Source organism: Vibrio sp. 1167, assembly GCF_033340375.1.
Taxonomy (GTDB): Bacteria; Pseudomonadota; Gammaproteobacteria; order Enterobacterales; family Vibrionaceae; genus Vibrio; species Vibrio alginolyticus.
Genome location: NZ_JAWOWK010000001.1, coordinates 322,666 through 346,352, shown reverse-complemented (window position 1 = coordinate 346,352; position 23,687 = coordinate 322,666). Strand labels below are relative to the sequence as shown.

Sequence of the window (23,687 nt, the reverse complement as noted above, 5' to 3'; positions counted from 1 at the left end):
CGTTCTGTGACCTAGCTTCTGATTTGTGCTTCCCAAATGGATACAATATATATGCACCCCGTGCAATAAAGTGAAAAGGGAAAGACATGAAAACGCTTATTTATGAAACGTTGATTAGCCTTGCTAACCAAGAACCAGAACAACATGCAAGAATCCGACAAAATCTCTATGAACAGTTGGATCTGCCGTTCGATAAGCAGCTGGCTTTGTATTCTTGTGCCCTTGGTCCTGCAAGTTCAGGCAAGTTGGAGAGCAGTCAAGGCATTAACAACGCGGTAGATTGCGCGGTTAAACTGCTTGAAACTCCTGAGCGCTAATTCACTCGTTGTTTTAATCACGGCCCGAACCCCAAGGGCCGTTTTTAATTGCGGTTAAATTGATTTCAACGTCGTTATTACTCTGCTCTTTCCGCTAGCACTTCTTTGAATGCAAACATGCCGTTTAATGCCGCGGGAAAACCTGCGTAGACGGACATCTGCAAAATGATCTCTTTAATCTCATCCTCGCTACAGCCTACATTCAGCGCTGCATTTAAGTGCACTTTTAGTTGCGGCGCGCAATTCCCCATTGCCGTTAGCGCGGCGACGGTTGCGATTTCTCTCGATTTTAGGTCTAAGCCCGGGCGAGCATAAATATCGCCAAACGGATACTCAATGGTGTACTGAGCTAAATCTGGACAAATATCTTGTAAGGTTTCGATGACATTATGACCAGCGTCGCCATCAATTTGAGAGAGTAGTTCTAATCCTTTGTTAAAGCGTGATTGTTCCATCGGTATGTTCCTAGTGAATAAACGTAAACACACCTTAATCGTTAGAGTTAACTCTAAGTCAACGAACTTTTCCGCTTTTATACAAGGCAATTTTTTCTTCTAGAGCCGATAAGTGCTTTTTCTGTTGCTCAATGTGGCGTTTGAGGTTTTCTTGGTGTTGTTCTAACAGGGCTTGACGTTGTGGTACAGATTGAGAGCCGACTTCCCTTAATTTGGCATACTCTAGAATCTCTTCAAGTGGCATTGCAGTTTCTTTTAAACGCTTAACAAAGCTTATCCAGTTTAGATCTTTCGAACTATACATTCGATGTCCACTCGCGTTTCTATGGACATGTTTAAGTAAACCGATTTTTTCATAGTATCGAAGTGTATGAGCAGATAGCCCGACGAGGTCAGAAAATTCTTTGATATTCATTATTATCCTCCAAGGTAGAGCATACCCCATAGAGATAAGCTAAGTTTCGCATTTTGAAGTCATTTCGGGACAGATACAAACAGAAATCTTTAGTCTTTTAACGCTAGGTATGGTGATTTACTGGATTTTTGAAACGCGCCAAACGTGATCCATCTGCCAGTTTCGTTTTATTAACAATTGATTACTCAACGGGTTGGCTTGGCTATTTTTATCCTTTGGGCCTATTTTAGGGCGTACATAGGTCTTATGTTCTATCTTTTTAAATTTAAGTTTTTTTTAATCAAAACAATGCCTTAGTTTTGTGTTTGTCTGTTCGGGTTGTATGTCGTGTGCCCGTTATTCACTCAGAACGATTTATCGCTGTGCAATGGATGAGTCGCTACGCCTTCGATTTCAGCCTTGAGTTAGTGCTAAAAGGGTGAGTGCCTCTGATGAATAGCTTTTATAATTTCGATTATTGAATTCACTCACAAAAAAATGCAAACAAGTAATCGTGAGTGGAAACGAGCAGGAGAACAACATGAGTGGCTCACAGGAAACACAATCATTCGGTGCAAACGTTATCTTACATGCGTTTGATTGGAAGTATGCTGACATTGCCCAACGAGCAAAAGAAATCCGCGAGCTTGGTTATGGCTCTGTGTTGGTTTCGCCACCAATGAAAAGCGCACACGATGAGCGCTGGTGGCAGCGTTATCAACCACAAGATTATCGTGTTATCGATAATGCTTTGGGTGATACCAAAGATTTTATTCATATGGTTCGTGAACTGGAGCAAGTTGGTGTGTGGGTTTATGCCGACGTAGTGTTTAACCATATGGCAAATGAGGCCCACCTTCGCAGAGACCTTCAGTACCCAAGACAAGAGGTCTTGGAGGAATACCAGAACAACAAACAGAAATATCAGTCGCTAGCGTTGTTTGGCGATCTATCTCAACCACTTTTTGATGAAGAGGACTTTGTTGAAGCATTCGGCATCAAAGACTGGAAAGATAAGTGGCAGGTTCAAAACGGACGTATCACAGGTGGACCAACCGATCCTGGCTTGCCAACTCTTCGTGTTTGTGACCATGTCGTTGAGCAGCAGCGAGCGTACCTAAAGGCGCTGAAAGCTATTGGTGTGAAAGGTTTTCGTATTGACGCTGCGAAACACATGACGTTAGAGCATCTTAAGCGTGTTTGGACAGACGACATCACGCGGGATGTGCATATATTTGGTGAAATTATTACCGATGGCGGTGCGACGGAAGAAGAGTATCAGCTGTTTCTTGAGCCGTATCTACAGGAAACTCGCCTAGGTGCGTACGATTTCCCTTTGTTCTCAACCATGTTTAAGGCGTTTGCTAAAAAGGGCAGCTTCAAGTCTCTGATTGATCCCTATTGTTTTGGTCAGGCTTTGTCCCCCGGTCGTGCGATTACATTTGCTATCACACATGATATTCCTAACAATGATGTCTTTCTTGATCTCATCATGGACGAGGAAAACGAATGGTTAGCTTATGCCTATATTCTAGGCCGAGATGGCGGTGTGCCGTTGATTTATACCGACTTAAACACCAGCGGTATTAAAGGTAAAAATGGTCAGCCAAGGTGGCAAGGTGCATGGAGCGACCCGAGAATGGCAAAAATGATCCAGTTCCATAATATGACGCATGGCGAGCCGATGAGTGTTCTTGAAGGTAACGATGACATGCTCGTACTTAAGCGAGGTGACAAAGGTATTGTGGTGCTTAATAAATCACAGCGTCAACAGTCTTTGACATTAAAAACGGATGGCAATTGGGTTGATTTGATGACAGAACAAATCATTCCAACTGACGGTAAGTTAATCGTACCATCTAAGTCGTCGATGTTACTTGTCGCGAACTAGAAGATGTACACACCGAGCTTAGCAACTTCGGTGTGTATGTTTTTCATCGTCATTCACGTTCTGCTGAAGTTCAATAGAAACTCAAACTCTCTCGTTTTTGCTAGAAATTTATGAGCACTCGTTAACGCAACATTCTGCTTTTAAAAAACCAATTACGTCATCTAAGCACTGATACTCTGCAACACAAAAAAGGGTTCTACCCTCGCGGCGCTGGGTGAGAAGACCAGCTGAAGCAAGGCTCGAGATATGATGAGAGAGAGTGGATGCTGGAATGCCAAGCTTTTCTTGTACGCCGCCTACCGCGATACCTTTGTATCCCGCTTTGACGACTTCTTTGTAAATACTTAAACGAGTCGGATGCCCTAACTCTTTTAGTGCTTTAGCAACGGCTTCAAGCTCCATACTGACCTCTAAAGAATGACCACAGTAATTTTGTTTCGATAATAGGGAAAGTCTCGGTAAATGCCAACTATTACGATCTCAGAACAATTTAAATCAGATGAGATTCATACTGGCTCATGCCTTCATGACAACAATTGTCTGTTCTAATGAGACAGATCAATCTTCATTATTATTTCACGCCACGTTCAAAATCCCTCGTCTACACTCAATGTTGAGTTGTCAGTTGGCAGACCAAGGAGGCGGCCATGATTGCGGTTCATAGAGATTATTGTTTGTCTAACAGTTCGGAGTTACATGCCCACGTTAAAGTCAATCCTGTCGGTAAATTAGAAGTTGAGATTGTTGAACTTCAAGAGCGCCACACTACAGAGTTTGATGATTTGTCTTTTGAGAGTCGTGGGTGTGAAACTCGAATCTGTGGTAAAGAAGACACAACTCCGTGGCAGTTCAATCTTGCGGTTACTGATGCGTTAGAGCTTTCTCATTTAGTGGAAGAAGCAAACGAAGAGTATGAGATTTTAATGAATGATCTTATGTAATATCGAGAAGATCATTTTATCCTGCACGGCGTGTGGCTCTGTACTGAAAAAATAAAAACCTCCCAAGCGGGAGGTTTTTAATATGGAGTGCGTTATCGTTGGATAGACTCTTCTCTTGGTGGTGTTAGCTCTTGGACGTTATCTTCATTAAAGTCATCGGCGTAACCTTTAGGTGGCGGTGTCCAACCACGTTCTGACCGCGATAGTTTGTCATGACGATCTTTTTGCATCTCTTCCGCCATTTTCTCCTCTAACTGAATAAACAGTTGTCGGAAATTGTTGTCATAGCGTTCACCTTCAGAATCATCTTCCCAAGCTTTGTAAAGTATTTCTGACTTACGTGCTTCAACACGCTTATATGTCGCCTTCTGTTGTTCAACAAAGAAGGGGTGAATGCCAAGGGCTTTCATTGTGTGACCGCCCATCTCCAATGCAGAATGGTAGGTCTCTGATTCAATAATATCAGCCCCCGCTTGACGCAAAAGATAGCCATGTCCACGGTCAAAGGCACGTGCAATCACTGTTACTTTTGGGTACGTGTGCTTAACGTACTTCACCAGTTCTACACTCGATTCTTGGTTATCAATCGCCACAACCAACGCAGCGGCGTGCTCAATGCCGGCTGTATGTAGCATATCTGGTCGAGTCGCGTCGCCAAAATAGGCGCGAGTGCCAATCTGGCGCATGTTATCGACTTGGTCAGATTGATGGTCAAGTACCACGGTAGTCACGCCGTTTGATACCAATAGGCGATTCACTATTTGTCCAAAGCGGCCGATGCCGGCGATGATCACCGTGCCTGTTTCCTCAATCGTATCGCTTTCGCGTTCATTTGACTGGCTTTCAAAGCGCGGCAGAATCACTCTATCAAACAGAATAAACAAACCTGGTGTCAGGAACATCGAAATCGCAACCACTAACGCAAGAGTTTGTGAAAGTTCAAATGGGATGACGTGGTTTTGCACTGAAAAGCTTAGAAGCACAAAGCCGAATTCACCTGCTTGAGCCAAGCTTAGGGTAAACAGCCAGCGGTTGCTGCCTTTCACCCTAAATATCAGTGCAAGAATAAACAGCACCAAGGCTTTCAATACCATCACGCCAATGGTCAGCGCCATGATCAGCCAGAAATCACCAAATAGAACCGAGAAGTTGATCCCTGCGCCAACGGTAATAAAGAACAGACCTAACAATAAGCCTTTAAATGGTTCGATATTGGATTCTAACTCGTGGCGGAATTCACTGTTCGCCAATACAACGCCAGCCAAGAAGGTTCCTAAGGCAGGAGATAAGCCCACTAAACTCATCAGTGCAGCGATACCAATGACAAGCATGAGTGCAGTTGCGGTAAAGATTTCTCGCAAACCAGAGCTAGCCACATAATTGAGCAGCGGTCGACTTAAAAAGTGTCCACCAACGACGACGATTGCAATCGATGCTGTGATTACGATGCCGTATGCCCAGCCGGGCAACCCCGCAACGAGGCTTAATTCTTCATGGTGCGCTGCGGCTGTTTGTGCTGCGGACTGTGCCTGTTCAATTAATTCAGGTAAGGCCAATAGGGGAATGAACGCCAACATTGGTATCACTGCAATATCTTGAAAAAGCAACACGGAGAAAGCGTTTTGTCCACCTTCCGTCTTCGTTAATCCTTTTTCGCTAAAAGTTTGCAAAACAATCGCAGTAGAAGAGAGGGCGAAGATCAAACCTATGGCTAAGGCTATGGTCCAAGGCTGGTCAAAGTATAAGGCAATACCCATAATCGCCGCGACGGTACCGCCGACTTGCAGACCTCCTAAACCCATTAAGCGATTGCGCATCGCCCACAACATTTTGGGTTCGAGCTCTAAACCAACGAGAAACAGCATCATCACCACGCCAAACTCGGCAAAGTGCTGGATTGTTGTTGTTTCTTCACCGACTAAACCGATAATTGGGCCAATGACCACACCTGCGATGAGATAGCCTAAAACGGACCCAAGTCCCAAACGCTTAGCAAGTGGGACTGCAATTACAGCAGCAATCAAATATACGAAGGCTTGTAAGAATATCCCTGTCATGAAGCCTCCTTAATGAGCTCTGGCAATGCGCTGTTAAGCTTGATTAATGACGCCGCAGCTTCAACATCCAACCTATCTTCGACTAAAGCTGTTAGCAGGCTCTTGTACCGCTCAACATGACGAGGGATTCGCCCTTCTTCATCTGCTGTACGTGCACCAAACATCGCGAGAGGGGCAATGTAGTTCATGCCTGTCAGTGCGGACATTTGTTCAATAGGCGCAAGCAGTTGACGAATCGTAAAGTGGTTGTAGCCCTCTGCCTTATAAGCTTCTTCTTTACCCCCTGCAGACAGCACACAAAGCATGGTCTTGCCTTGCAGTGCTGTGCCATCTGTACCGTAAGCAAAGCCATATTCCAAAACCAGATCTTGCCACTCTTTTAAAATCGCAGGCGTTGAATACCAATATAGTGGGAATTGGAAAATCACCACGTCATGTTCACGTAAGCGTTGCTGCTCACGGTCGATATTAATATCGAAACGAGGGTATTCGCCATAGAGATCAACACATGTCACGCCTTCAATTTTTTGAGCTTCTTTGAAAAGTGGAGTATTCACTTCTGAACGATGCTGGGAAGGATGAGCAAAGAGAATGAGTACTTTTTTATTTGCCATAGGGATCCTTGCTATCTAAGTAACCATACCCAGTAGGAGCGCGGGTTGGTTAGAAAATGTAACTCATAAATGATCGCCAAGCTAGTTTGGAAAACTGTTTAAGCTGTTTCAATATCAATAAAAAACCACCAAATAAATTGGTGGTTTTGGGAAGCGTTACGTTTTACTAATCATGAATAGGGACGACTAGAATATCCACCGGTGACTTGTTAATTAAGTGTCTGGAGTAAGAAATAATCTTGCTCCAGAAATCTTGGTGGTGGCCACAAATCAGAAGATCCACTTCTTGCTCTTTAATGGTGACCTCTAATTTATCAGCCAAGTCGCCAGTACCTACGAAGAAATGTTTAAGTGGGTAATCCATGTAATCACTAAATGTCTTTAAACATCCCATTGAATGCTCATTCAACGGCCTTTGATCCGGGTTTTCTTTAATGTCTACAAGCTCACGATAGATTTCTCCGTGCGTACCATCAATATGAATAAAGGAGATATCGGAGTCGAGATAGTTTGCCATTGATACCGCTCTGTCGATAAGCACGGTGCTTTCATCTGACAGTTCGAGTGCAACAAGGATATGTTTGTATTTCATAACCACGCCCTTATGTGGATTATCTTTACCCTAAGCATAGTATGGCTTGGATAAAAATTGTGTTGCTAAGATCTCGAAATTGTTCAAAGACTTGTTAAAAAGTTAATGTGATATAACAACTTACTGTGAAACTTTCTTTTTGTTCACATTTGGTTAGAAAGCTTGCTTTTTGAACAAAAAAGCGGCTACACTCTGCGCATCATTTCTCTAGGAGATTACGCCAACATGAAGAACTAAACCTGTCATCCATATTTTTACTTATTTTTTGGATCTGCAGGGTTAGTAGGCGTAGCTCACTTTCCGATATTTCTTTGCAACAAGACGACTTTTTGATTTGACGTATATCGTCGAGCTTTACATAGAGCTTAATGCGTTTGTGCACGCGTTTTGTTGCCATTTCAAATCATAGCTACGGCTGTTGTCCCTGTCATACAGGAGGCAAATTATGCCAGTTTTACAAGCTTTTAATGTTAGCCATCAGTTTGATAATGGCGATACGCTATTCCAGCCTATTTCTTGTTCCATGACTAAACGACGTGTTGGTTTGGTTGGGCGCAATGGCATCGGCAAGTCGCTTTTGGCTTCCATTTTAGCGGGAGAAATTCAGCCTGCCAGCGGTGTTGTGACTGCTCCCTCTTCTTTCATGATGTATCGCCAGCAGCCGTCTGATCTGCTTTCAGGTCAGCAATCGATCGCCCAATTTCTAGGAACAGACTCGGCCTTACATGCTTTGAAGCAGATTGAACAAGGTGATGTTTCTGAGCATTGGTTCGAACTGGTTGGCGAACAGTGGGATATTGAACTGAAACTCAAACAGCAGCTTGCTGCGATGGGCTTGCCGCAAGACCCTGACTTCTCTTGTGCTCGGCTCAGTGGTGGTCAGTTGGCACGTTTGCAGTTATGGCAGTTGTTTGAAAACGAAACGGAGCTTTTGATTCTCGATGAACCATCCAATCACCTCGATACCGAGGCGAAACAATGGTTGATAGAGTCTATGACGCATTTCAGCGGTGCGATTTTACTCATCAGTCACGATCGTGAGCTGCTGCGAGAGATGGAGGAAATTTGGGAGCTATCGGGCCTAGGTTTACAGGCTTTTGGTGGAAATTACGATGTGTACGCCGAGAAAAAACGCACTGAACTGCAAGCGGTTGAGAGGCAGTTAGCGCAAGTCGATAAACAGAAAAAACGGTTAGCCGAGCAAGCCCAGAAAAATCGCGAAAAAGCAGACCAACGCGCCGCGCAAGGGAACAAACTGCGCAAAGACGGCAGTCAGCCCAAAATTTTGCTTGATGGAAAAAAGGATAGCGCGACCGCCAGCGCTTCAAATCGCAATAAGAATGAGCAACTCAGACAAGCGCATTTACAAGCCAAAGAACAGGCGTTGCAATCGCGACATGAGCAACTCAAGGCGCAAAAGCTTTATCTTACAGATAATCCGAACCGTTCGCGAAAAGTGTTGTCGATACAAGAAGGTATATTACCTTTTGGGAATTCTACGCCTATCACGTTGCAGATTTTTGCGAACGACAAAGTCCATCTCAAAGGGAGAAATGGCTGCGGAAAATCAACCTTGTTAAAGACGTTGCTTGGCGAGTTATCGTTGCAGAGTGGTGAGTGGCAAGTGAATACGCCTTTGTACTATCTCGACCAACATTTTGGTACAGTGAATCCAAATCTTTCGTTACTTGAGAACGTAATGGAGAGCTGCCAAGAGATGACGGAAAGTGAAGCGAGGACCTTATTGGCCGGGATCGGTTTTCGTCGAGATGCTGTGTTTCGATTGGGGCGCCTACTGAGCGGTGGCGAGAAGATGAAGCTCGCGATGCTGATAGTCAGCCACCAAAACTCTCAGCCTTTGCTGCTGCTTGATGAGCCAGATAATCATCTCGACCTCGAGTCAAAAATAATGCTTAGTCAGGCGTTAAATACATACAAAGGTGGATTTGTTCTGATCAGTCACGACCAAGATTTCGCTTCTGAGTCTGGGGTTTTGCGCCAAATCGAGCTGACTTAGACGAAAGAGAGTAAACGCCATCGTAGCTCTTCAGTATTGTTCCCAAGTTCTACACCGCCACTTACTAGTTTGTAGAACTGGAAGGAAATGAGGGAGTTAGGATGGCTTTCACAACTCGTTTAATGAAATTAGATTCATTTTGTCGATATATAGTAGAGTTCTGATGTATTGCACAAAAAGACAACAGAAAAATAAAAAGGAATTTCATGAAAAAGAATACCCTAGCACTCACAACGGCTCTCGCACTCGGAAGTGTGTTGTCGGTGGCGTATGCAAATGAAGCGGCGCAATCGTCGGTTGAACAGGTAACCCCGAAAACCATCACGTATCCAACCACACAAAAAGTGGATGTTGTCGATGACTACTTTGGTACAAAAGTGAGTGATCCTTATCGCTGGTTGGAAGACGATCTCAGCCCAGAAACCGCAGAATGGGTTAAGGCACAAAATGCAGTGACGTTTGATTATCTGTCGAAAATCCCTTACCGCGAGCAGATTGAAGAGCGCATCACTAAGCTCATGGACTACGAAAAGCAAAGCCAACCGTTCAAAGAGGGTAAGTTCACTTATTTCTACAAAAATGACGGGCTACAAAACCAAGATGTGCTTTATCGGCAGTTAGGTGATGGCGAAGCAGAAATTTTCCTCGATCCAAATACTTTTAGTGAAGATGGCACCACATCGTTAGCGGGAGTGAGCTTTTCACGTGATGGTTCTTTGGTTGCATATAGCATTTCGGAAGGCGGTAGCGATTGGCGCAAAGTCATTGTGTTAGACACAGAAACCAAAAAGCCCGTCGGCGAAACGCTGGTGGATATTAAGTTCAGTGGCATCAGTTGGTTCGGCAATCAAGGCTTCTATTACTCAAGTTATGACAAGCCAAAAGGGAGTGAACTTTCTGCGAAGACAGACCAACACAAGCTCTACTTTCATAAACTAGGGACGAAACAAAGTGAAGACCAATTAATTTTCGGTGGTGTAAAGGACGAAAAGTATCGCTACGTTGGGGGTTACACGTCGGAAGATGAACGCTACTTGTTTATCTCAGCTAGCGTATCGACGTCGGGCAACAAACTGTTCTTCAAAGACCTGAGTAAGCCAAATAGCTCGCTCAAAACCATTTTAGATAACACCAGTTCTGATACTTGGGTGATAGACAACCAAGGCACGAAACTGTACTTGGTTACGAACCTTAATGCGCCGAACAAACGCGTCGTGACGGTGGATGCGAGTCAGCCGCAGCCCAAAAACTGGAAAGATTTGATCCCTGAAACAAAGAATGTGTTACGCGTTTCTACCGCGGGTGGCAATTTGTTTGCGAGTTATATTGTTGATGCGATCTCGATGGTGAAGCAATACGACATGAACGGCAAACTCATCCGAGAAATCAAATTGCCTGATATTGGCAGCGCATACGGTTTCTCGGGGAAAAAAGAAGAAACCGAAGTCTACTATTCTTTCACCAACTACAAGATGCCAAGCACTACCTATCGTCTGAACATCAAAGACGGTGATAGCGAGGTGTACTACAAATCTAAAGCGCCATTTGACCCTGTTTTGTATGAATCTCGCCAGGTGTTTTACACCTCAAAAGACGGAACAAAAGTGCCGATGATCATCACCTATAAAAAAGGGACACCGATGGACGGCAGTGCACCAACCATCCTATATGGTTATGGCGGTTTCAACGTTAGCCTCACGCCATCTTTTAGCCCGACACGTGCGGCTTGGTTAGAGCTTGGTGGTGTTTACGCGGTAGCGAACATTCGTGGTGGTGGGGAATATGGCAAAGAATGGCACAACGCTGGCATTCAAATGCAAAAGCAAAATGTGTTTGATGACTTTATTGCTGCGGCTGAATTCCTAATTGATGAAAAGGTAACGTCATCAAACAAGTTAGCCATTAACGGTGGATCGAATGGTGGCTTGTTAGTAGGGGCCGTTATGACGCAACGTCCAGAGCTGTTTAAAGTGGCGCTGCCAGCAGTCGGCGTACTGGATATGCTGCGTTACCATACTTTTACCGCAGGTGCTGGTTGGGCGTATGACTACGGCACGGCAGAGCAAAGTAAAGAGATGTTCCAATATCTGAAAAGTTATTCGCCGGTGCACAATGTAAAAGCAGGGGTGGAATACCCAGCAACATTGATTACAACCGGTGATCATGATGACCGTGTTGTTCCTGCTCACTCATACAAATTTGCTGCTGAGTTGCAATCGAAGCAAGCGGGTTCAAATCCGACCTTAATTCGCATCGAAACCAATGCAGGACATGGTGCAGGCACACCAACGCGTAAAATAATTGAGACAAATGCAGATATTTATAGTTTTGCACTGTTCAATATGGGAATAGAGAAACTGCAATAGTGCGAATTGTTTGCGTTTTAGTTATCGAAACGCATCGGCGATTTATCGCTCGATAATAAAAGGGAATCACAGAGAGTGATTCCCTTTTTATTTATTATAGGCCTACTATTCTAATCTGATGCTAGGCTAATCAAACTAAGGTTTTTAAATTATTATAATGTTCTAATTAATCTGAAGAGTGTTGTACGATCGAAATGAAACATTGATCGCGATCACCTAAATCCATTGCACTCTCTATTCATATGGTAAAATTAATTAATCATTTGTTCTAATGATAATTGAATTTTCATAAGTTTTAATATTTCCTTCTTCATTGGTATTACCAAATTTCAAGTTATATAAGATATAAGTAGCGGTGATTGAACTTTTACGATGCTTTATTTTATTTTAATTAAAACGTCGAATGTTTCGTCATTATTGAATTTGCTTTGATAATTTATGTTATCCAAAGCGAGTTGTGTTGCTTGCTATTTATGATGACCTCATGACGTGAATAATTTTATAATCATTAAAATGGATACAGTTTTATGAATTTAGTGAAACCGTCTGTTGCCATTATGGTTGCAGCCCTACAACTCGCGTCTTCTGCCTATGCGCAGACAAACAATAACGAAGAACTACAAGATATGTCTGACCCACTTGCGGTATACACCCAAGCTGGCTTTGGTATTACTGATAAAGGCGCGAACATCAAAATCGGTCAAACTTACCAATCTAGCCAGCCTGGTACCATGGCGATGAACATCATTGAAATGAAAGGCATTGGTGGTGAGCTATTTGGCATTCGCGACAATGACGATCCAATATATGCCAACGTTGATGACAGCATTGACTCTTTCCGACTACGTAATTTCCAAGTAGAAGTCGCAAAAGGTCTAGGCCGTCAATTAGATGTAAACTACGACGTTGATAACGATAAATTAGATGCATCTTATAGCTTTATTCAAGGTCTACCTAAGTTTGGTATGTTGCAGCTATTTCCTTTAGCTGGTGCGGGTGTCACTATTGCTAATGATTTTAGTGGTGATGACAAAGGTTATGAAATTCCAGGTACTTTCACTGTTGTGGGTATGTACTCAAAAATTGAATTAACCGATAAAATCTGGATTAACTACAACCCAATGTATATGCATACGTTGTCAGGGTCTAGTCAATATAAAGATACTTATTACGCGGGTGAAGATAATATCTTGACTCATGAGTTTGCGTTGTCTTATCAAATTAATCCTCGCGCAAATATTCGTTACTTTGCAAACTGGAATGAGCACGTTAATTTCGGTGATGGTGATCACCGTATCGAATTTAACTACCAATTCTAACTCCCTCGTTTATTTCCAGAATAGAAAGTGTGTTTATCCATATATTTAAATATTTAGGCTAGGGCACTTTCTAAATAAAGTAGGTTTATCATGAAAGCCAAATATAAATTTGCGTTGGTATCTATTGCTATATCTTCTGCATTACTATCAGGATGCAAAACTGGCGATATCGCAACGAAAACAGCCCAAGCACCCTCTGTTGAAACCGTTACCCTAACCGAAACAAAAATCACTCCTTATCATACTTTTATCGGTCGAACTGAAGCGGTAAATGACGTTGATATTATGCCTCGAGTCGGTGGCGAATTAACCGCGATTCATTTTAAAGATGGCGATATGGTCGAAAAAGGCCAATTGCTGTTTGAAATCGACGACCGTCCTTACAAAGCGGCACTGGCGTATGCAAAAGCGTCGTTGCAAAAAGCAAAAGCACAACTCGTTCAAACTACGCGTGATGCAGAACGTGTGAAGAAACTCATCAAAGATAAAAGCATCAGTGAGCAGCAATACGATGACGCCATTGCTGCGCACGCCGCAGCGATTGCCTCGGTAGAAGAGGCGAAAGCGACGCTGGTTTCAGCAAGGCTCGATCTTGAATTTAGCTCTGTGCGCGCTCCTTTCTCTGGCCGCGTGGGTTTCAGCAACTTCCGAGTGGGTGACCGTATTTCGAAAATTCAACTCGTTCCTCTTGTTTCGATCACTCAAATCGACCCAATTCGCTTTGGCTTTGATGTGGATGAGAAGCTCTACCGCCGCGTAAGAAGTGCGATTGATGTGGCCCATCGTAACGATGACAAACTGGATGTTGATTTAACACTGACGCTTTCAGACGGTTCATTGTACCCGCTTGATGGCAAGATCTACGCCGTTGGCAACAAGATCGATTTAGAAACAGGCTCAATTCGAGCAGAAGCACAATTCGATAACCCAACTTACGCGCTTATGCCGGGTGAATATGGCAACTTGACCATCAAGCTGCGCAACAAAACCATTGATGGTTTGCTTATCCCATCGGCGGCTGTTCAGCAAGACCAAGCGGGTGACTACGTCATGGTGGTTGGTGATGATCACGTGGTGTCTCGTCGTAACGTTGAACTCGGTCAGACCTACGGTGTGAAACGTGCTGTGCTGACTGGTTTGGCGGCTAACGAAAAAGTCATCGTCAATGGTCTACAAAAAGTGCGTCCGGGTGCAACGGTGAAAGACGTTGAGCTACAGAGTGAACAAGGCTGAGTGAGTACTGATGTTAAGTAAATTTTTCATTCACCGGCCGAAGTTTGCTTTGGTGATCTCACTGGCGATGACATTGATGGGTATGATCGCCCTGAAAGTCTTGCCAATTTCTGAGTATCCTCAAATCTCTCCAACGGTAATTACGGTGAGCACCATGTATCCGGGTGCAAACGCGGACGTGGTTAAAAAGACCGTAGCACAACCGATAGAAGCCAAAGTCAACGGCGTTGAAGACATGATTTACATGTCTTCTGTGATTGGTAACGATGGCTCATACACATTGCGTATTTACTTCCGAGTGGGCGCAGATGGCGATATGGCGCAGGTTCGTGTGAACAACTTGGTGGCACAGGCGACGTCGTCTCTACCACAAGAAGTAAACCAAATCGGTGTGACGGTTAAGAAGAAATCTTCCGACATGCTGGGCGTTATCACACTGCGTTCTCCGAAACAGTCTCACGACAGTATCTACCTTTCTAACTACGCGGATCTCAATATTGTCGAGCGTCTAAAACGTATCGAAGGTATGAGTGACATTACGCTGCTGGGTAAGAAAGACTACTCAATGCGTATTTGGTTGAACCCAAATAAACTGGCTACCTTGAAGCTTTCTGCTAGCGATGTTATTGGCGCAATTAAAACGCAAAACATCCAAGTGGCGGCGGGTAAGATCGGTGGTATGCCAGCTCCAGGTGACCAGCAATATCAATATGTTTTGCAAACCAAAGGCCGCCTCACTTCTGCGGAAGAGTTCGAGAACATCATCATTCGTGCGAGCAAGAAAGGTTCTTTGATTCGCTTGAAAGATGTGGCTCGTGTGGAAGTTGGTGCACAAGGTTACGAAGCTGATGGTCGTATGAATAACGAACCAGCCGCCGTTCTGGCCTTGTACCAGTTGCCGACCGCGAACGCGCTAGACGTGATGGAACGCGTGAAAGAGGCCATGAAAGAGTACGAGAAATCGTTCCCAGATGATTTGGTCTACGACATCGCGTATGACTCTACCGAATACGTAGAGACATCGATTGATGAAGTGTACGAGACGCTGGTGATTGCAGTACTTCTTGTCACCTTCGTTGTGTACGTTTTCTTGCAGAACTGGCGAGCGACCATCATTCCAACCTTAGCGATTCCGGTTTCCATCATTGCGACGTTCGCAATCATGGGCGTGATGGGCATGACCATTAACACGATCTCGTTGTTTGGCTTGATCCTCGCCATCGGTATCGTGGTGGACGATGCGATCATCGTGGTAGAGAACGTGGAGCGGGTTATCCATGAAGAGCATTTAGACCCGATTCCGGCCACGATCCAAGCTATGAAAGAAGTGACGGGGCCAGTATTGGCAACAACGCTTATTTTGTTGGCGGTATTCGTACCGGTTGCGCTATTGCCGGGTATTTCTGGTCGAATGTTCAACCAGTTCGCGGTCACCATCTGTGTATCGGTGCTGATCTCTGCGATCAACGCATTGACGTTAACGCCAGCGCTTTGTGCGTTGATGTTGAAATCTACTCACTCGCAACCTATTGCGCCTTTGCGTGCGTTTAACCGAGGTTTTGAAGCAATAACGCGCAAATACCAAGGTTTAGTTGGCTTCTTGAGCCGTCGTATTGTGCTGAGTATCGGTGTTTATGGCGCGCTTATTGCGGTGCTGGCATTTGCGTTCATGACCGTACCTTCTTCTTTCGTACCGAACGAAGATAAAGGCGTGTTCATGGTCGAAATGCGTTTGCCAAACGCAGCAGCATTGCAGCGTACTGCACCATTAATGAAGAAGTACGTTGATGAGCTAAAACAGATGGAAGGTGTGGAGAACGTGGTTTCGGTTGCGGGCTTCTCGGTAATTAACATGGCGTCGATTCCAAACTCGGGCATGTTGATCATCAAACTGGATAACTGGAGCAAACGTAAAGACCCTGAACTACACCAACGTGCGTTGATGAACAAAGTTAACCAAATGCTGAACTCAACGCCAGATGCCGCTTCGTTCGTTTTCGCGACGCCGGCAATCAAAGGCATGGGTGCGGTGGATGGTTTCAACCTTGTGCTGCAGGACAACTTGGGCCGTTCTCCACAAGAGTTGGCAAAAACAACCGCTGATTTTGTTGCCCAAATCAATCAACTGCCTGAAGTGGCGCGTGCGTTCTCGATTTTCCGTGCGAATATTCCGCAACGTTACATCGATATTGATCGCGATAAAGCGATTTCGATGGGCGTACCGTTGAATGAAATCTTCAGCACACTGCAAGCACAGTTGGGCGGTGCCTACATTTCTGACTTCAACTTGTTTGGTCGTTCGTACCAAGTGAAAGTGCAAGCAGAAGAGCAATACCGTGACAATATCGACGACATCAACCATCTGTTTGTTCGCTCAAGCTCTGGAAAAATGGTGTCACTGGCAACGCTAGTGAAAGTGAAGCCGATCTTCGGCCCAGATACCTTGTCGAACTACAACATGTTCAGTTCTGCAACCGTGAACGGTGCGCCAGCGCCAGGTTACAGCTCGGGTGATGTTGTAAAAGCCATTGAAAAACTGGCTGCGGAATCTTTGCCAAGTGGTTACTCATACGAGTGGTCAGGCATGACTTACCAAGAGATGAAAGCAGGCAACATGGCGCCGATCGCGTTCGCATTGTCTTTGCTGTTCACATACTTGTTCTTGGTGGCTCAGTACGAAAGTTGGACCATTCCTGCAGCGGTAATGATGGCGGTTCCAGTCGCGATTCTCGGCGCAATGGGCACGCTACTGCTGGTGGGACAACCGTTCGACTTGTACGTGCAGATTGGTGTGGTCATCTTGATCGGTATGTCCGCCAAAGTGGCGATTCTTATCGTGGAATTTGCCAAAGTTCTGCGAGAAGAAAAGGGCTTATCCATCATTGATGCTGCCAAAGAAGCTGCTCGAATCCGTTTCCGTGCAGTACAGATGACCGCATTTGCCTTCATCTGGGGGGTATTCCCGTTGGTGATTGCATCGGGTGCCGGTGCGGCATCTCGTCACTCACTGGGCTTTGCAGTATTCGGCGGCATGATTCTCTCTACGTTTGTAGGCACGTTACTGACGCCAGTGTTCTTCGTGATGATGCAATCTCTGCGCGAGAAGTTTAAGCGAAAGAAACCCACTGAACTTGAGGTGAGCGAGCAATAACGCTGATTTCAACTGACTGACTCCACAACACCCCCACGCTGTGTGCGATTGGCCAATGCCTTTCATTGATATACAACCACCGTCGCAGCGTGGGTTCCCCAAACAATAATAGGTTTTAGCATGAAAAATCTTTCAAAAATCGTCGTAGCGAGCTCTCTACTGACGTGTGCTGCTGCGCAAGCGGGTGGGTTATACCTTTACGAAACAACAGCATCGGATATTGGTTTGGCATCCGCTGGTATGGCGGCTCGTGCGCAAGATGCCTCAGTAATGGCAGCAAACCCGGCTGGTCTGGCGAATGTTTATGGTAAATCTTTCTCTGGTAACCTGATTGGCCTTTACGGTGACGCGCAACTAGACACGATGACTGGCGATGCGGGCAACGTGATTGGTTTTGTTCCTATGGCGTCGGCATTTTACAGCCAACAAGTAAACGACAAATGGACGCTGGGTATTGGTCTGTATGGCAACTACGGTCTTGGCCTCGAGTACGAAGGTCTTTTGAATAATCATTTAGATATTCCTACAGCAACGACGCAAGCCTTAACCATTCAACCTTCCGCTTCTTACCGCATCAATGATCACTGGTCTGTGGGTGCGGCGCTTGGCATTCAGTACGGTATGTATGAAGTGGAAACGAAGGGAGCCCTGAACTTCAATGACGAAGACCAAGATACTCAGCTCAACGGCCGAGTAGGTGTGCTTTATGAGGCAACACCAGGCACGCGTCTTGGGTTGTCTTACTCTTCTGAAACCGAATTTGAATTCGACAATAGTAACTCCATTGCTCCGCAACAACTGATCTTCAGTGCTTACCACGAAGTGAATGATGACCTAGCGGTGATGTGGAACGTGAACTGGCAAGACTGGAGCGAATACACAACCACGCTGAACGTAGAGACACAAGACACTTACCAAATCGCATTGGGTACTCAGTACAAACTGAATGAAAAAATGATGTGGAATGCAGGTTTTGCATTCGATACCAGCATGTATGAAAGTCAATCAAACAGTGACATTACCGTTCCTACTGGCAAGGCGTACCGCATTGGTACAGGCATTGATTACAAATTGGATTCAGAAAACTCAATTGGTTTCGCGTTTGAAGCGATCTTGATGGAATCGTCAGAAACGCCACGCTTACAAGCTGGTTTTGATGAGCCTGCTCTGTACTTCATGAGCATGAGCTACAACTGGAAAAACTAATCATTCCTAATCGCTAAAACGCCTTCCTTACAGGCCATTCTACCCTAACTACCTGCACTGGATGCTGTCATGCCATCTAAGGTAGTTAGGGCGCTTCTGTCACATCCAGTGAGTGATGATTCAAAAAGTATCTGCGCAGCTAAGTGCGGGTATTCAACATCTCAAAGGACTAAAAAATGAAAAATAAACTAGCGTTAGTGTGTACGACTTTGTTGGTCAGTACGCTGGCTCATGGTGCCGAGCATCGAGTAAAAGACAATAAAAACAAGTTGGCGGATGACCCAACAAAAGTCATCACGAAATTTGGCGCCTCATACGCAAACAACTACGATTTTGATGATCAAAACATCTCATTCTCGGGCTCACTTGCGCTTGACCAAGCGCGCAAAATCAACCTGCGTATCAATGATGATGCGAGCGAGTGGCGTATTGGTGGCTCGTGGTTGTTTCCGGTCGGTATCGTGAACTTCAACTTCGGTAAAAATGAATACGTAAACGGCGCGGATCAAACCAACTACAGCGTTGGTACCTTTATGCCGCTAAGTTATTTCGGGATTGAGCCAGCAGGCTTCCAAATTTTCCCAATGGCAGGCTATACGTACAACACTGGTGATGTTCCTGTTTGTGACGGTGCAGAAAGTAGTCTCTGTAGCGAGCCTAACTTTACGGGTACGCCAAGTGCAGAGAATGGCTTCAATATGATGAGCTCTTCAGGCAGTAGCGGTTACGTTGGTGCATTTGCGCTGAAATCGTTTACCAAAGAGCTGACGTTAATCAGCTTCGCAGCAGGCACTTACGGCTCAGAAAACAGTGAAGGAGAGAACTACAAAGGCTTCTTTGGTGGTATTGGTCTTGGTTACCTCGTGAGCAAACGCCACTCTTTTAACGTAATGACGTTTGTCATGGACAACAACACTTATTTGGATGAAGCAGACAAGCGCATCGTATTATCATATCAATATCAATTTGAATAAATAAAAACGCAGCCCAAATAGCTGCGTTTTTACTTTGATAGAATGAACTAGTGAATTGAGTTGTTTTCTTCGATCTTTTTCTGGTACTGGTGTTTTAATATATACATGCGCTTAACATCGCTGTAAGCGCCGTTAATAAAGTATTCTTCTACAAGGTGACCTTCTTCGATAAAGCCGCATTTTTTGTATAAGTGAATAGCGACTTCGTTATCCACTGCGACTAATAAGTAGATTTTACGTAGATTAAGAATTGAGAATGAGTAATCTAACGCACGATTAATCATCTCTGTCGCATAACCTCTGCCTTGATGCTCTGGGGCGATGATTATCTGAAATTCCGCGCTGCGGTGAATGTAGTTAATCTCGATCAGCTCAACTAAGCCAATTACGATGCCGTCTTCATCTTCGACGACAAAACGCCTTTCAGCGTCATCATGTATATGTTTTCGATAAAGTTCTTCGAGCTCGTCATAAGACTCGTAAGGTTCTTCGAACCAGTAGGCCATGATATTTCGGTTGTTATTCAGTTCATGAATAAAGCGCAAATCAGAACGCTCTAATGCACGCATTTTTAGGCCTTTCTTCATCATTTTTCTCCAATGAGGGCGGAGAATACCTCCGCACTTGATGCTAGAAAATATTACCGTATTTCACAAGAATAGCGCATCTTTTTTTGGAAAATATCCTGTGATTTTCAATGTGGAAACTTAGAGTTCACGACAAATATAAATTAATCTTTACGATAAAAAACTCGATTAGGTGCTTTGCCTAATATCGTATTAAATACCGCGCAACGACTTAGTGTCTTAATCTAAACAAACAAGGTATTCAATATGTTTTCAATCGGTGACGTAGTAGTAGCGACTAAAGGTATCGATCTTGGCGAAATGGTTGTTACAGGTTTAAGCAGTGGCGGTTTTTACACACATGTAAAAGCAGGCGAAAAAACACTAACTTACCCAGCTAAAGATCTTAAGAAAGCATAATTAAATTTGCTCACTCTTATTTTTAACTGGCTTAAAGTTCGTACTAGTTATTTTAAGCGGGTTAGAATCGATAAAAGGTAGCGCAATGAGTCGCTACCTTTTTTTATTTTTTCTACCTTTCTTCACCAATATGAAACTCAACGCGATTTCTTCCAGTTTCTTTTGCCTTGTAAAGTGCTAAGTCGGCGCGTTTAACTAATGGTTCAAATGAGTCGTCGAGACGACAGACTTGAGTTACCCCAATACTCGCGGTGAAGCTCATATCACAACCTGAATGTTGAACGGTCGTCGTTTCTAGTGCATTACGAATTGTTTCTAATGTGTCTAGAGCTTGCTGTGATGAGCGACTTCTTAATACGATGGCAAACTCTTCACCGCCAACTCTGGCAAGTAAGTCACAATCAAGTAGATGACTTTTAATAGTATTGACTGCATGGATCAGTGATTTATCGCCTGCGTCATGACCAAATCGGTCATTGAGGCTTTTAAAATTGTCGAGATCTAAAATAGCAACATGGAAGTCAATGCCCAGGGTTCGGTATTCATTTAGGCGGCTTTCGATTTGTCGCATGAACTCTCTGCGGTTTGGAATACCTGTTAGATCATCCGTCGTGGCGAGGTGTTCCATTTTCATAATCTGTATATGAAGGGCAATGTTTAAAGCAATCCAATTAGCGATGCACTGAAGCTGTGCCGCTTGTTCGTTTGTGTAAATGTGCGTTTGATGATGCGCAACATTAAGCGTTCCTAGGCAGACTTTACCGTGCATTAAAGGCGCGTCCATACACGTACCCATACCATTGGATGCGAGCATCACACAATCGATCTCATCAGATTGCGTAACATCGTCGCAGATCATCAGTTGTTGCTTTTTGAACACTCGGCCAACAAACGCTTGATGAATGGGCACTAAAAATTCAGCGGGAATCGCTTTACTACCAGAGAAAGAGTAGACCTTTAAATGATCATTGTTTTCATAAAGTGTGATACTCGCACGGTCAGAATTAAATATACGATTTATCCATTCTGCCACCGTATCAAGTACTTGCTGTAGTGTTTCCGATTGAGCTAAAAAGTGAACAAACCCTATCGGCATACATATCGGACTTTCCATGTTTTGCATCGATAAGTCATCAGGGTTAAAAGTTCTTTCAAGTCTCAATAGACATCTCCTTGGCAATGTTGCAAATAACAACAATAAATTACGTGAAGCTATTTTGTAGAAAATGTGCTTCTTGGTAAGAGTATGGTTTAATTATCGCCATTTGTGTGAATTTGGTTGCTTAATGTGGGCGTTAACTCACCCTAAATAAGTAAATCTTATACCTATTTATAAGTAAGTCATTACTCAATAAGTGGTGTTTTTAAGATGGAAGTACAGGATGAGCCCTTCTGGAAGAGAAGGGCTAGAAAAGGATACAAATAGGGTCAGGTGAGTGGTGACTTAATTGTCTTTGTACTTTTGTAAAATCAACTGACTTATCTGCGCAACGAGTTGGTCCCTAGCTTGAAGTGAGAGCTCGGTTTCTGTGACATAAATACTAATGTAAACAGGTCGATGATTTTCCTTCCATATAATCGCGTTAATGCCACGCGAACCATGACCTCCCGCACCAGAACGGTCTGCAATAGACCAACCTGTTGGTAATACAGAACGCATTAACGAGTCTGAAACTTTGTTGTCCTGCATCCAGATTTTTAATTGTACACGAGACTCATAAGACAACGTTTCGCCTTCGACCAAAGTTCGAAGAGTGTTTAGTATGGCGTTAGGTGTGGTTGTGTCGCGGCTGTCGCCTGGTGTGGCTTCGTTCAAGCGAGGTTCTATTCTGTCTAGGCGCGTTGCTTTATCTCCAATTGTTCGCAGAAACATTGTTACGGCCTTAGGGCCGCCAATTTCATTTAATACTAAGTTGGCTGCGGTATTATCACTCATTAACATAGCGGCTTCACACGCGTGCTCTATGCGTGTGTTTTGGCCTGCGAGCTTATCCATCACTGGAGACCATACAACGATACTGCGCTCATCGACTTTTGCGGTCGCATTTTTACTTAGCTTACCGCTGTCCATATCACTTAGCATTTTGGCACAAGCTAGGGTTTTGAATGTGCTCATGAGTGGGAAGCGTTCATCGCCACGGTAATCCCAACGCTCGTCTGCTTGAGTATCCCAAACTGACACCCCAATTCTGCTTGAGGTTTGTTGCTCGAGGAGAGAAATGTCCTCATTCAGTTGGGACGCGTAACTTAGGGTTGAGCAAACCATTAGCCCAGCCAACAAAAATAACTTTTTCATGGATCGTGTTCTTCAATTTTAGTTTTAGTTCGCACGGTAGCGATGTCACGTAAACTATAACGAGCCAATACTCTAAACACTGTTAAATCTATGTCTATTTTATGTAGGATTCTTTGCAATACGCTTAAACGGTCTCAATATGGGGAGAAGAGTGTTGCTATCAAGGCCTGTAGTTTGGCTTATATATTACGTCGGTAATTCGGTCATAAAAATATCTTAGCGTGAGACACTGGCTCAGAATTTCTTATCATGAGCTAACGAATAGTTTGATCCAGAGAAATAAAAGGAGCTGAATCATCAGCTCCTTTGTCTAGTTGGATAATTACTTACAGTTCAATCTTTTTAACCATGCCCGATTCTGCATGGCCCGGAATGTTGCACGCGAACTCAACCTTGTTGTCACCGTGGAAGTGCCACAGTAATTGCTTCGCTTTACCTGGTTCTACCGTAACTGCGTTGCCTGAGTCGTGCATGTGCCCACCAGTCATTGTCTTCATCATTTCACGATGCTCTAGCTGCTCTTTGGCAGAACCGATAGTGAACTCGTGGTTGATCTTACCTGTGTTCATCACCACAAATTGCACCACATCGTTTGGCTCAATTTTAACGTCTTTCTTGAACTTGATGGTCATGTCATCACCCAAGATAACGTGTACCACCTTGTCTGGCTTTGCCCCTTTTGCTGGCATACCTACTGCCGACATGCCCGGCATATCCATCATGTTTGAATGGTCCATTTTACTGTGGTCCATCTTCATGCTGCCGTGGTCCATGTTTGAATGATCCATTTGGGCAAACGCAGTCGTTGTTGTTAGGGCTAGAGCAAGAGTGATTAGTGTCTTTTTCATTTTTATATCCTTGTTTTAATTCATTAATAA

At 44.2% G+C, this 23,687-nt stretch carries 21 protein-coding genes; 11 read left to right on the top strand and 10 right to left on the bottom strand.

All coding sequences use genetic code 11. The annotated features are described in order from the left end of the window. Nucleotides 1-86 precede the first annotated feature (86 nt). Nucleotides 87-317, top strand: a complete 231-nt coding sequence (locus R7Z78_RS01510) for a PAS factor family protein (protein WP_005375384.1) — start codon at nt 87-89, stop codon at nt 315-317. Nucleotides 318-394: 77 nt separating this feature from the next. On the opposite strand, the gene R7Z78_RS01505 is transcribed toward R7Z78_RS01510, so the two are convergent. After that, nucleotides 395-772, bottom strand: coding sequence for a carboxymuconolactone decarboxylase family protein (locus R7Z78_RS01505; RefSeq protein ID WP_005375385.1), 378 nt, complete (start codon nt 770-772; stop codon nt 395-397). A gap of 58 nt (nt 773-830) precedes the next feature. Further along, the gene (locus tag R7Z78_RS01500) at nt 831-1,187 is read right to left on the bottom strand and encodes a MerR family transcriptional regulator (RefSeq protein WP_005375386.1); all 357 of its coding nucleotides are present in this window, start codon (nt 1,185-1,187) and stop codon (nt 831-833) included. Between the two features lie 520 nt (nt 1,188-1,707). Here R7Z78_RS01500 and R7Z78_RS01495 point away from each other — a divergent pair. Then, nucleotides 1,708-3,057: an alpha-amylase family protein gene (locus R7Z78_RS01495; RefSeq protein WP_005385092.1), complete on the top strand. Its 1,350-nt coding sequence runs from the start codon at nt 1,708-1,710 to the stop codon at nt 3,055-3,057. A gap of 108 nt (nt 3,058-3,165) precedes the next feature. Here the strand turns inward: R7Z78_RS01495 and R7Z78_RS01490 are convergent, their stop codons facing one another. Continuing rightward, a complete protein-coding gene (locus tag R7Z78_RS01490) occupies nt 3,166-3,459 on the bottom strand; it encodes an ArsR/SmtB family transcription factor (protein WP_005375388.1) in 294 nt (97 codons plus the stop codon). Between the two features lie 245 nt (nt 3,460-3,704). On the opposite strand from R7Z78_RS01490, the gene R7Z78_RS01485 reads away from it, so the two are divergent. Further along, nucleotides 3,705-3,998, top strand: coding sequence for a hypothetical protein (locus R7Z78_RS01485; RefSeq protein ID WP_005375389.1), 294 nt, complete (start codon nt 3,705-3,707; stop codon nt 3,996-3,998). Nucleotides 3,999-4,090: 92 nt separating this feature from the next. Here the strand turns inward: R7Z78_RS01485 and R7Z78_RS01480 are convergent, their stop codons facing one another. The 3 genes from R7Z78_RS01480 to R7Z78_RS01470 form a co-directional block, all read right to left on the bottom strand. Further along, nucleotides 4,091-6,055, bottom strand: a complete 1,965-nt coding sequence (locus R7Z78_RS01480; protein WP_104976478.1) for a monovalent cation:proton antiporter-2 (CPA2) family protein — start codon at nt 6,053-6,055, stop codon at nt 4,091-4,093. Continuing rightward, a complete protein-coding gene (locus tag R7Z78_RS01475; RefSeq protein WP_005375391.1) occupies nt 6,052-6,669 on the bottom strand; it encodes an NAD(P)H-dependent oxidoreductase in 618 nt (205 codons plus the stop codon). The genes R7Z78_RS01480 and R7Z78_RS01475 overlap by 4 nt, the downstream gene beginning before the upstream one ends. A gap of 166 nt (nt 6,670-6,835) precedes the next feature. Further along, entirely contained in the window at nt 6,836-7,261 is a 426-nt protein-coding gene (locus R7Z78_RS01470; RefSeq protein ID WP_104976479.1) for a universal stress protein, read from the bottom strand. A gap of 445 nt (nt 7,262-7,706) precedes the next feature. Between R7Z78_RS01470 and R7Z78_RS01465 the strand changes: the two genes are divergently transcribed. The 7 genes from R7Z78_RS01465 to R7Z78_RS01435 all read left to right on the top strand — a co-directional run bounded on the left by R7Z78_RS01465 (nt 7,707) and on the right by R7Z78_RS01435 (nt 19,527). Continuing rightward, nucleotides 7,707-9,278, top strand: a complete 1,572-nt coding sequence (locus tag R7Z78_RS01465) for an ATP-binding cassette domain-containing protein (protein ID WP_104976480.1) — start codon at nt 7,707-7,709, stop codon at nt 9,276-9,278. A gap of 206 nt (nt 9,279-9,484) precedes the next feature. Beyond that, on the top strand, nt 9,485-11,644 hold the full coding sequence (locus R7Z78_RS01460) for a prolyl oligopeptidase family serine peptidase (protein WP_169644574.1): 2,160 nt from the start codon (nt 9,485-9,487) through the stop codon (nt 11,642-11,644). A gap of 527 nt (nt 11,645-12,171) precedes the next feature. Further along, a complete protein-coding gene (locus tag R7Z78_RS01455; RefSeq protein ID WP_017635247.1) occupies nt 12,172-12,963 on the top strand; it encodes a hypothetical protein in 792 nt (263 codons plus the stop codon). Nucleotides 12,964-13,053: 90 nt separating this feature from the next. Then, complete coding sequence (gene vmeP, locus R7Z78_RS01450) at nt 13,054-14,196, top strand: efflux RND transporter periplasmic adaptor subunit VmeP (protein ID WP_005391278.1); 1,143 nt, start codon at nt 13,054-13,056, stop codon at nt 14,194-14,196. A 10-nt stretch (nt 14,197-14,206) separates the two neighbouring features. Next, nucleotides 14,207-17,347 carry an efflux RND transporter permease subunit VmeQ gene (gene vmeQ, locus R7Z78_RS01445; RefSeq protein WP_104976482.1) on the top strand — a complete coding sequence of 1,047 codons (3,141 nt, stop codon included), beginning with the start codon at nt 14,207-14,209 and terminating at the stop codon, nt 17,345-17,347. A gap of 120 nt (nt 17,348-17,467) precedes the next feature. Continuing rightward, the gene (locus tag R7Z78_RS01440; RefSeq protein ID WP_104976483.1) at nt 17,468-18,553 is read left to right on the top strand and encodes an OmpP1/FadL family transporter; all 1,086 of its coding nucleotides are present in this window, start codon (nt 17,468-17,470) and stop codon (nt 18,551-18,553) included. A gap of 176 nt (nt 18,554-18,729) precedes the next feature. Next, the gene (locus tag R7Z78_RS01435) at nt 18,730-19,527 is read left to right on the top strand and encodes a hypothetical protein (protein WP_005385112.1); all 798 of its coding nucleotides are present in this window, start codon (nt 18,730-18,732) and stop codon (nt 19,525-19,527) included. Between the two features lie 47 nt (nt 19,528-19,574). Here the strand turns inward: R7Z78_RS01435 and speG are convergent, their stop codons facing one another. After that, nucleotides 19,575-20,114 carry a spermidine N1-acetyltransferase gene (gene speG, locus R7Z78_RS01430; RefSeq protein WP_005375417.1) on the bottom strand — a complete coding sequence of 180 codons (540 nt, stop codon included), beginning with the start codon at nt 20,112-20,114 and terminating at the stop codon, nt 19,575-19,577. Between the two features lie 246 nt (nt 20,115-20,360). Here speG and R7Z78_RS01425 point away from each other — a divergent pair, with 246 nt between their 5' ends. Then, nucleotides 20,361-20,513: a hypothetical protein gene (locus R7Z78_RS01425; protein ID WP_005375418.1), complete on the top strand. Its 153-nt coding sequence runs from the start codon at nt 20,361-20,363 to the stop codon at nt 20,511-20,513. A gap of 112 nt (nt 20,514-20,625) precedes the next feature. On the opposite strand, the gene R7Z78_RS01420 is transcribed toward R7Z78_RS01425, so the two are convergent. The 3 genes from R7Z78_RS01420 to copI form a co-directional block, all read right to left on the bottom strand. Beyond that, nucleotides 20,626-21,675 (bottom strand): sensor domain-containing diguanylate cyclase, encoded by a 1,050-nt coding sequence (locus tag R7Z78_RS01420; RefSeq protein ID WP_025998663.1) that lies wholly within the window; start codon nt 21,673-21,675, stop codon nt 20,626-20,628. Between the two features lie 282 nt (nt 21,676-21,957). Continuing rightward, nucleotides 21,958-22,809, bottom strand: coding sequence for a carbenicillin-hydrolyzing class A beta-lactamase CARB-42 (locus R7Z78_RS01415; protein WP_005375420.1), 852 nt, complete (start codon nt 22,807-22,809; stop codon nt 21,958-21,960). A 326-nt stretch (nt 22,810-23,135) separates the two neighbouring features. Further along, nucleotides 23,136-23,657, bottom strand: coding sequence for a copper-resistant cuproprotein CopI (copI, locus tag R7Z78_RS01410; RefSeq protein ID WP_104976484.1), 522 nt, complete (start codon nt 23,655-23,657; stop codon nt 23,136-23,138). Between the last annotated feature and the right edge of the window lie 30 nt (nt 23,658-23,687).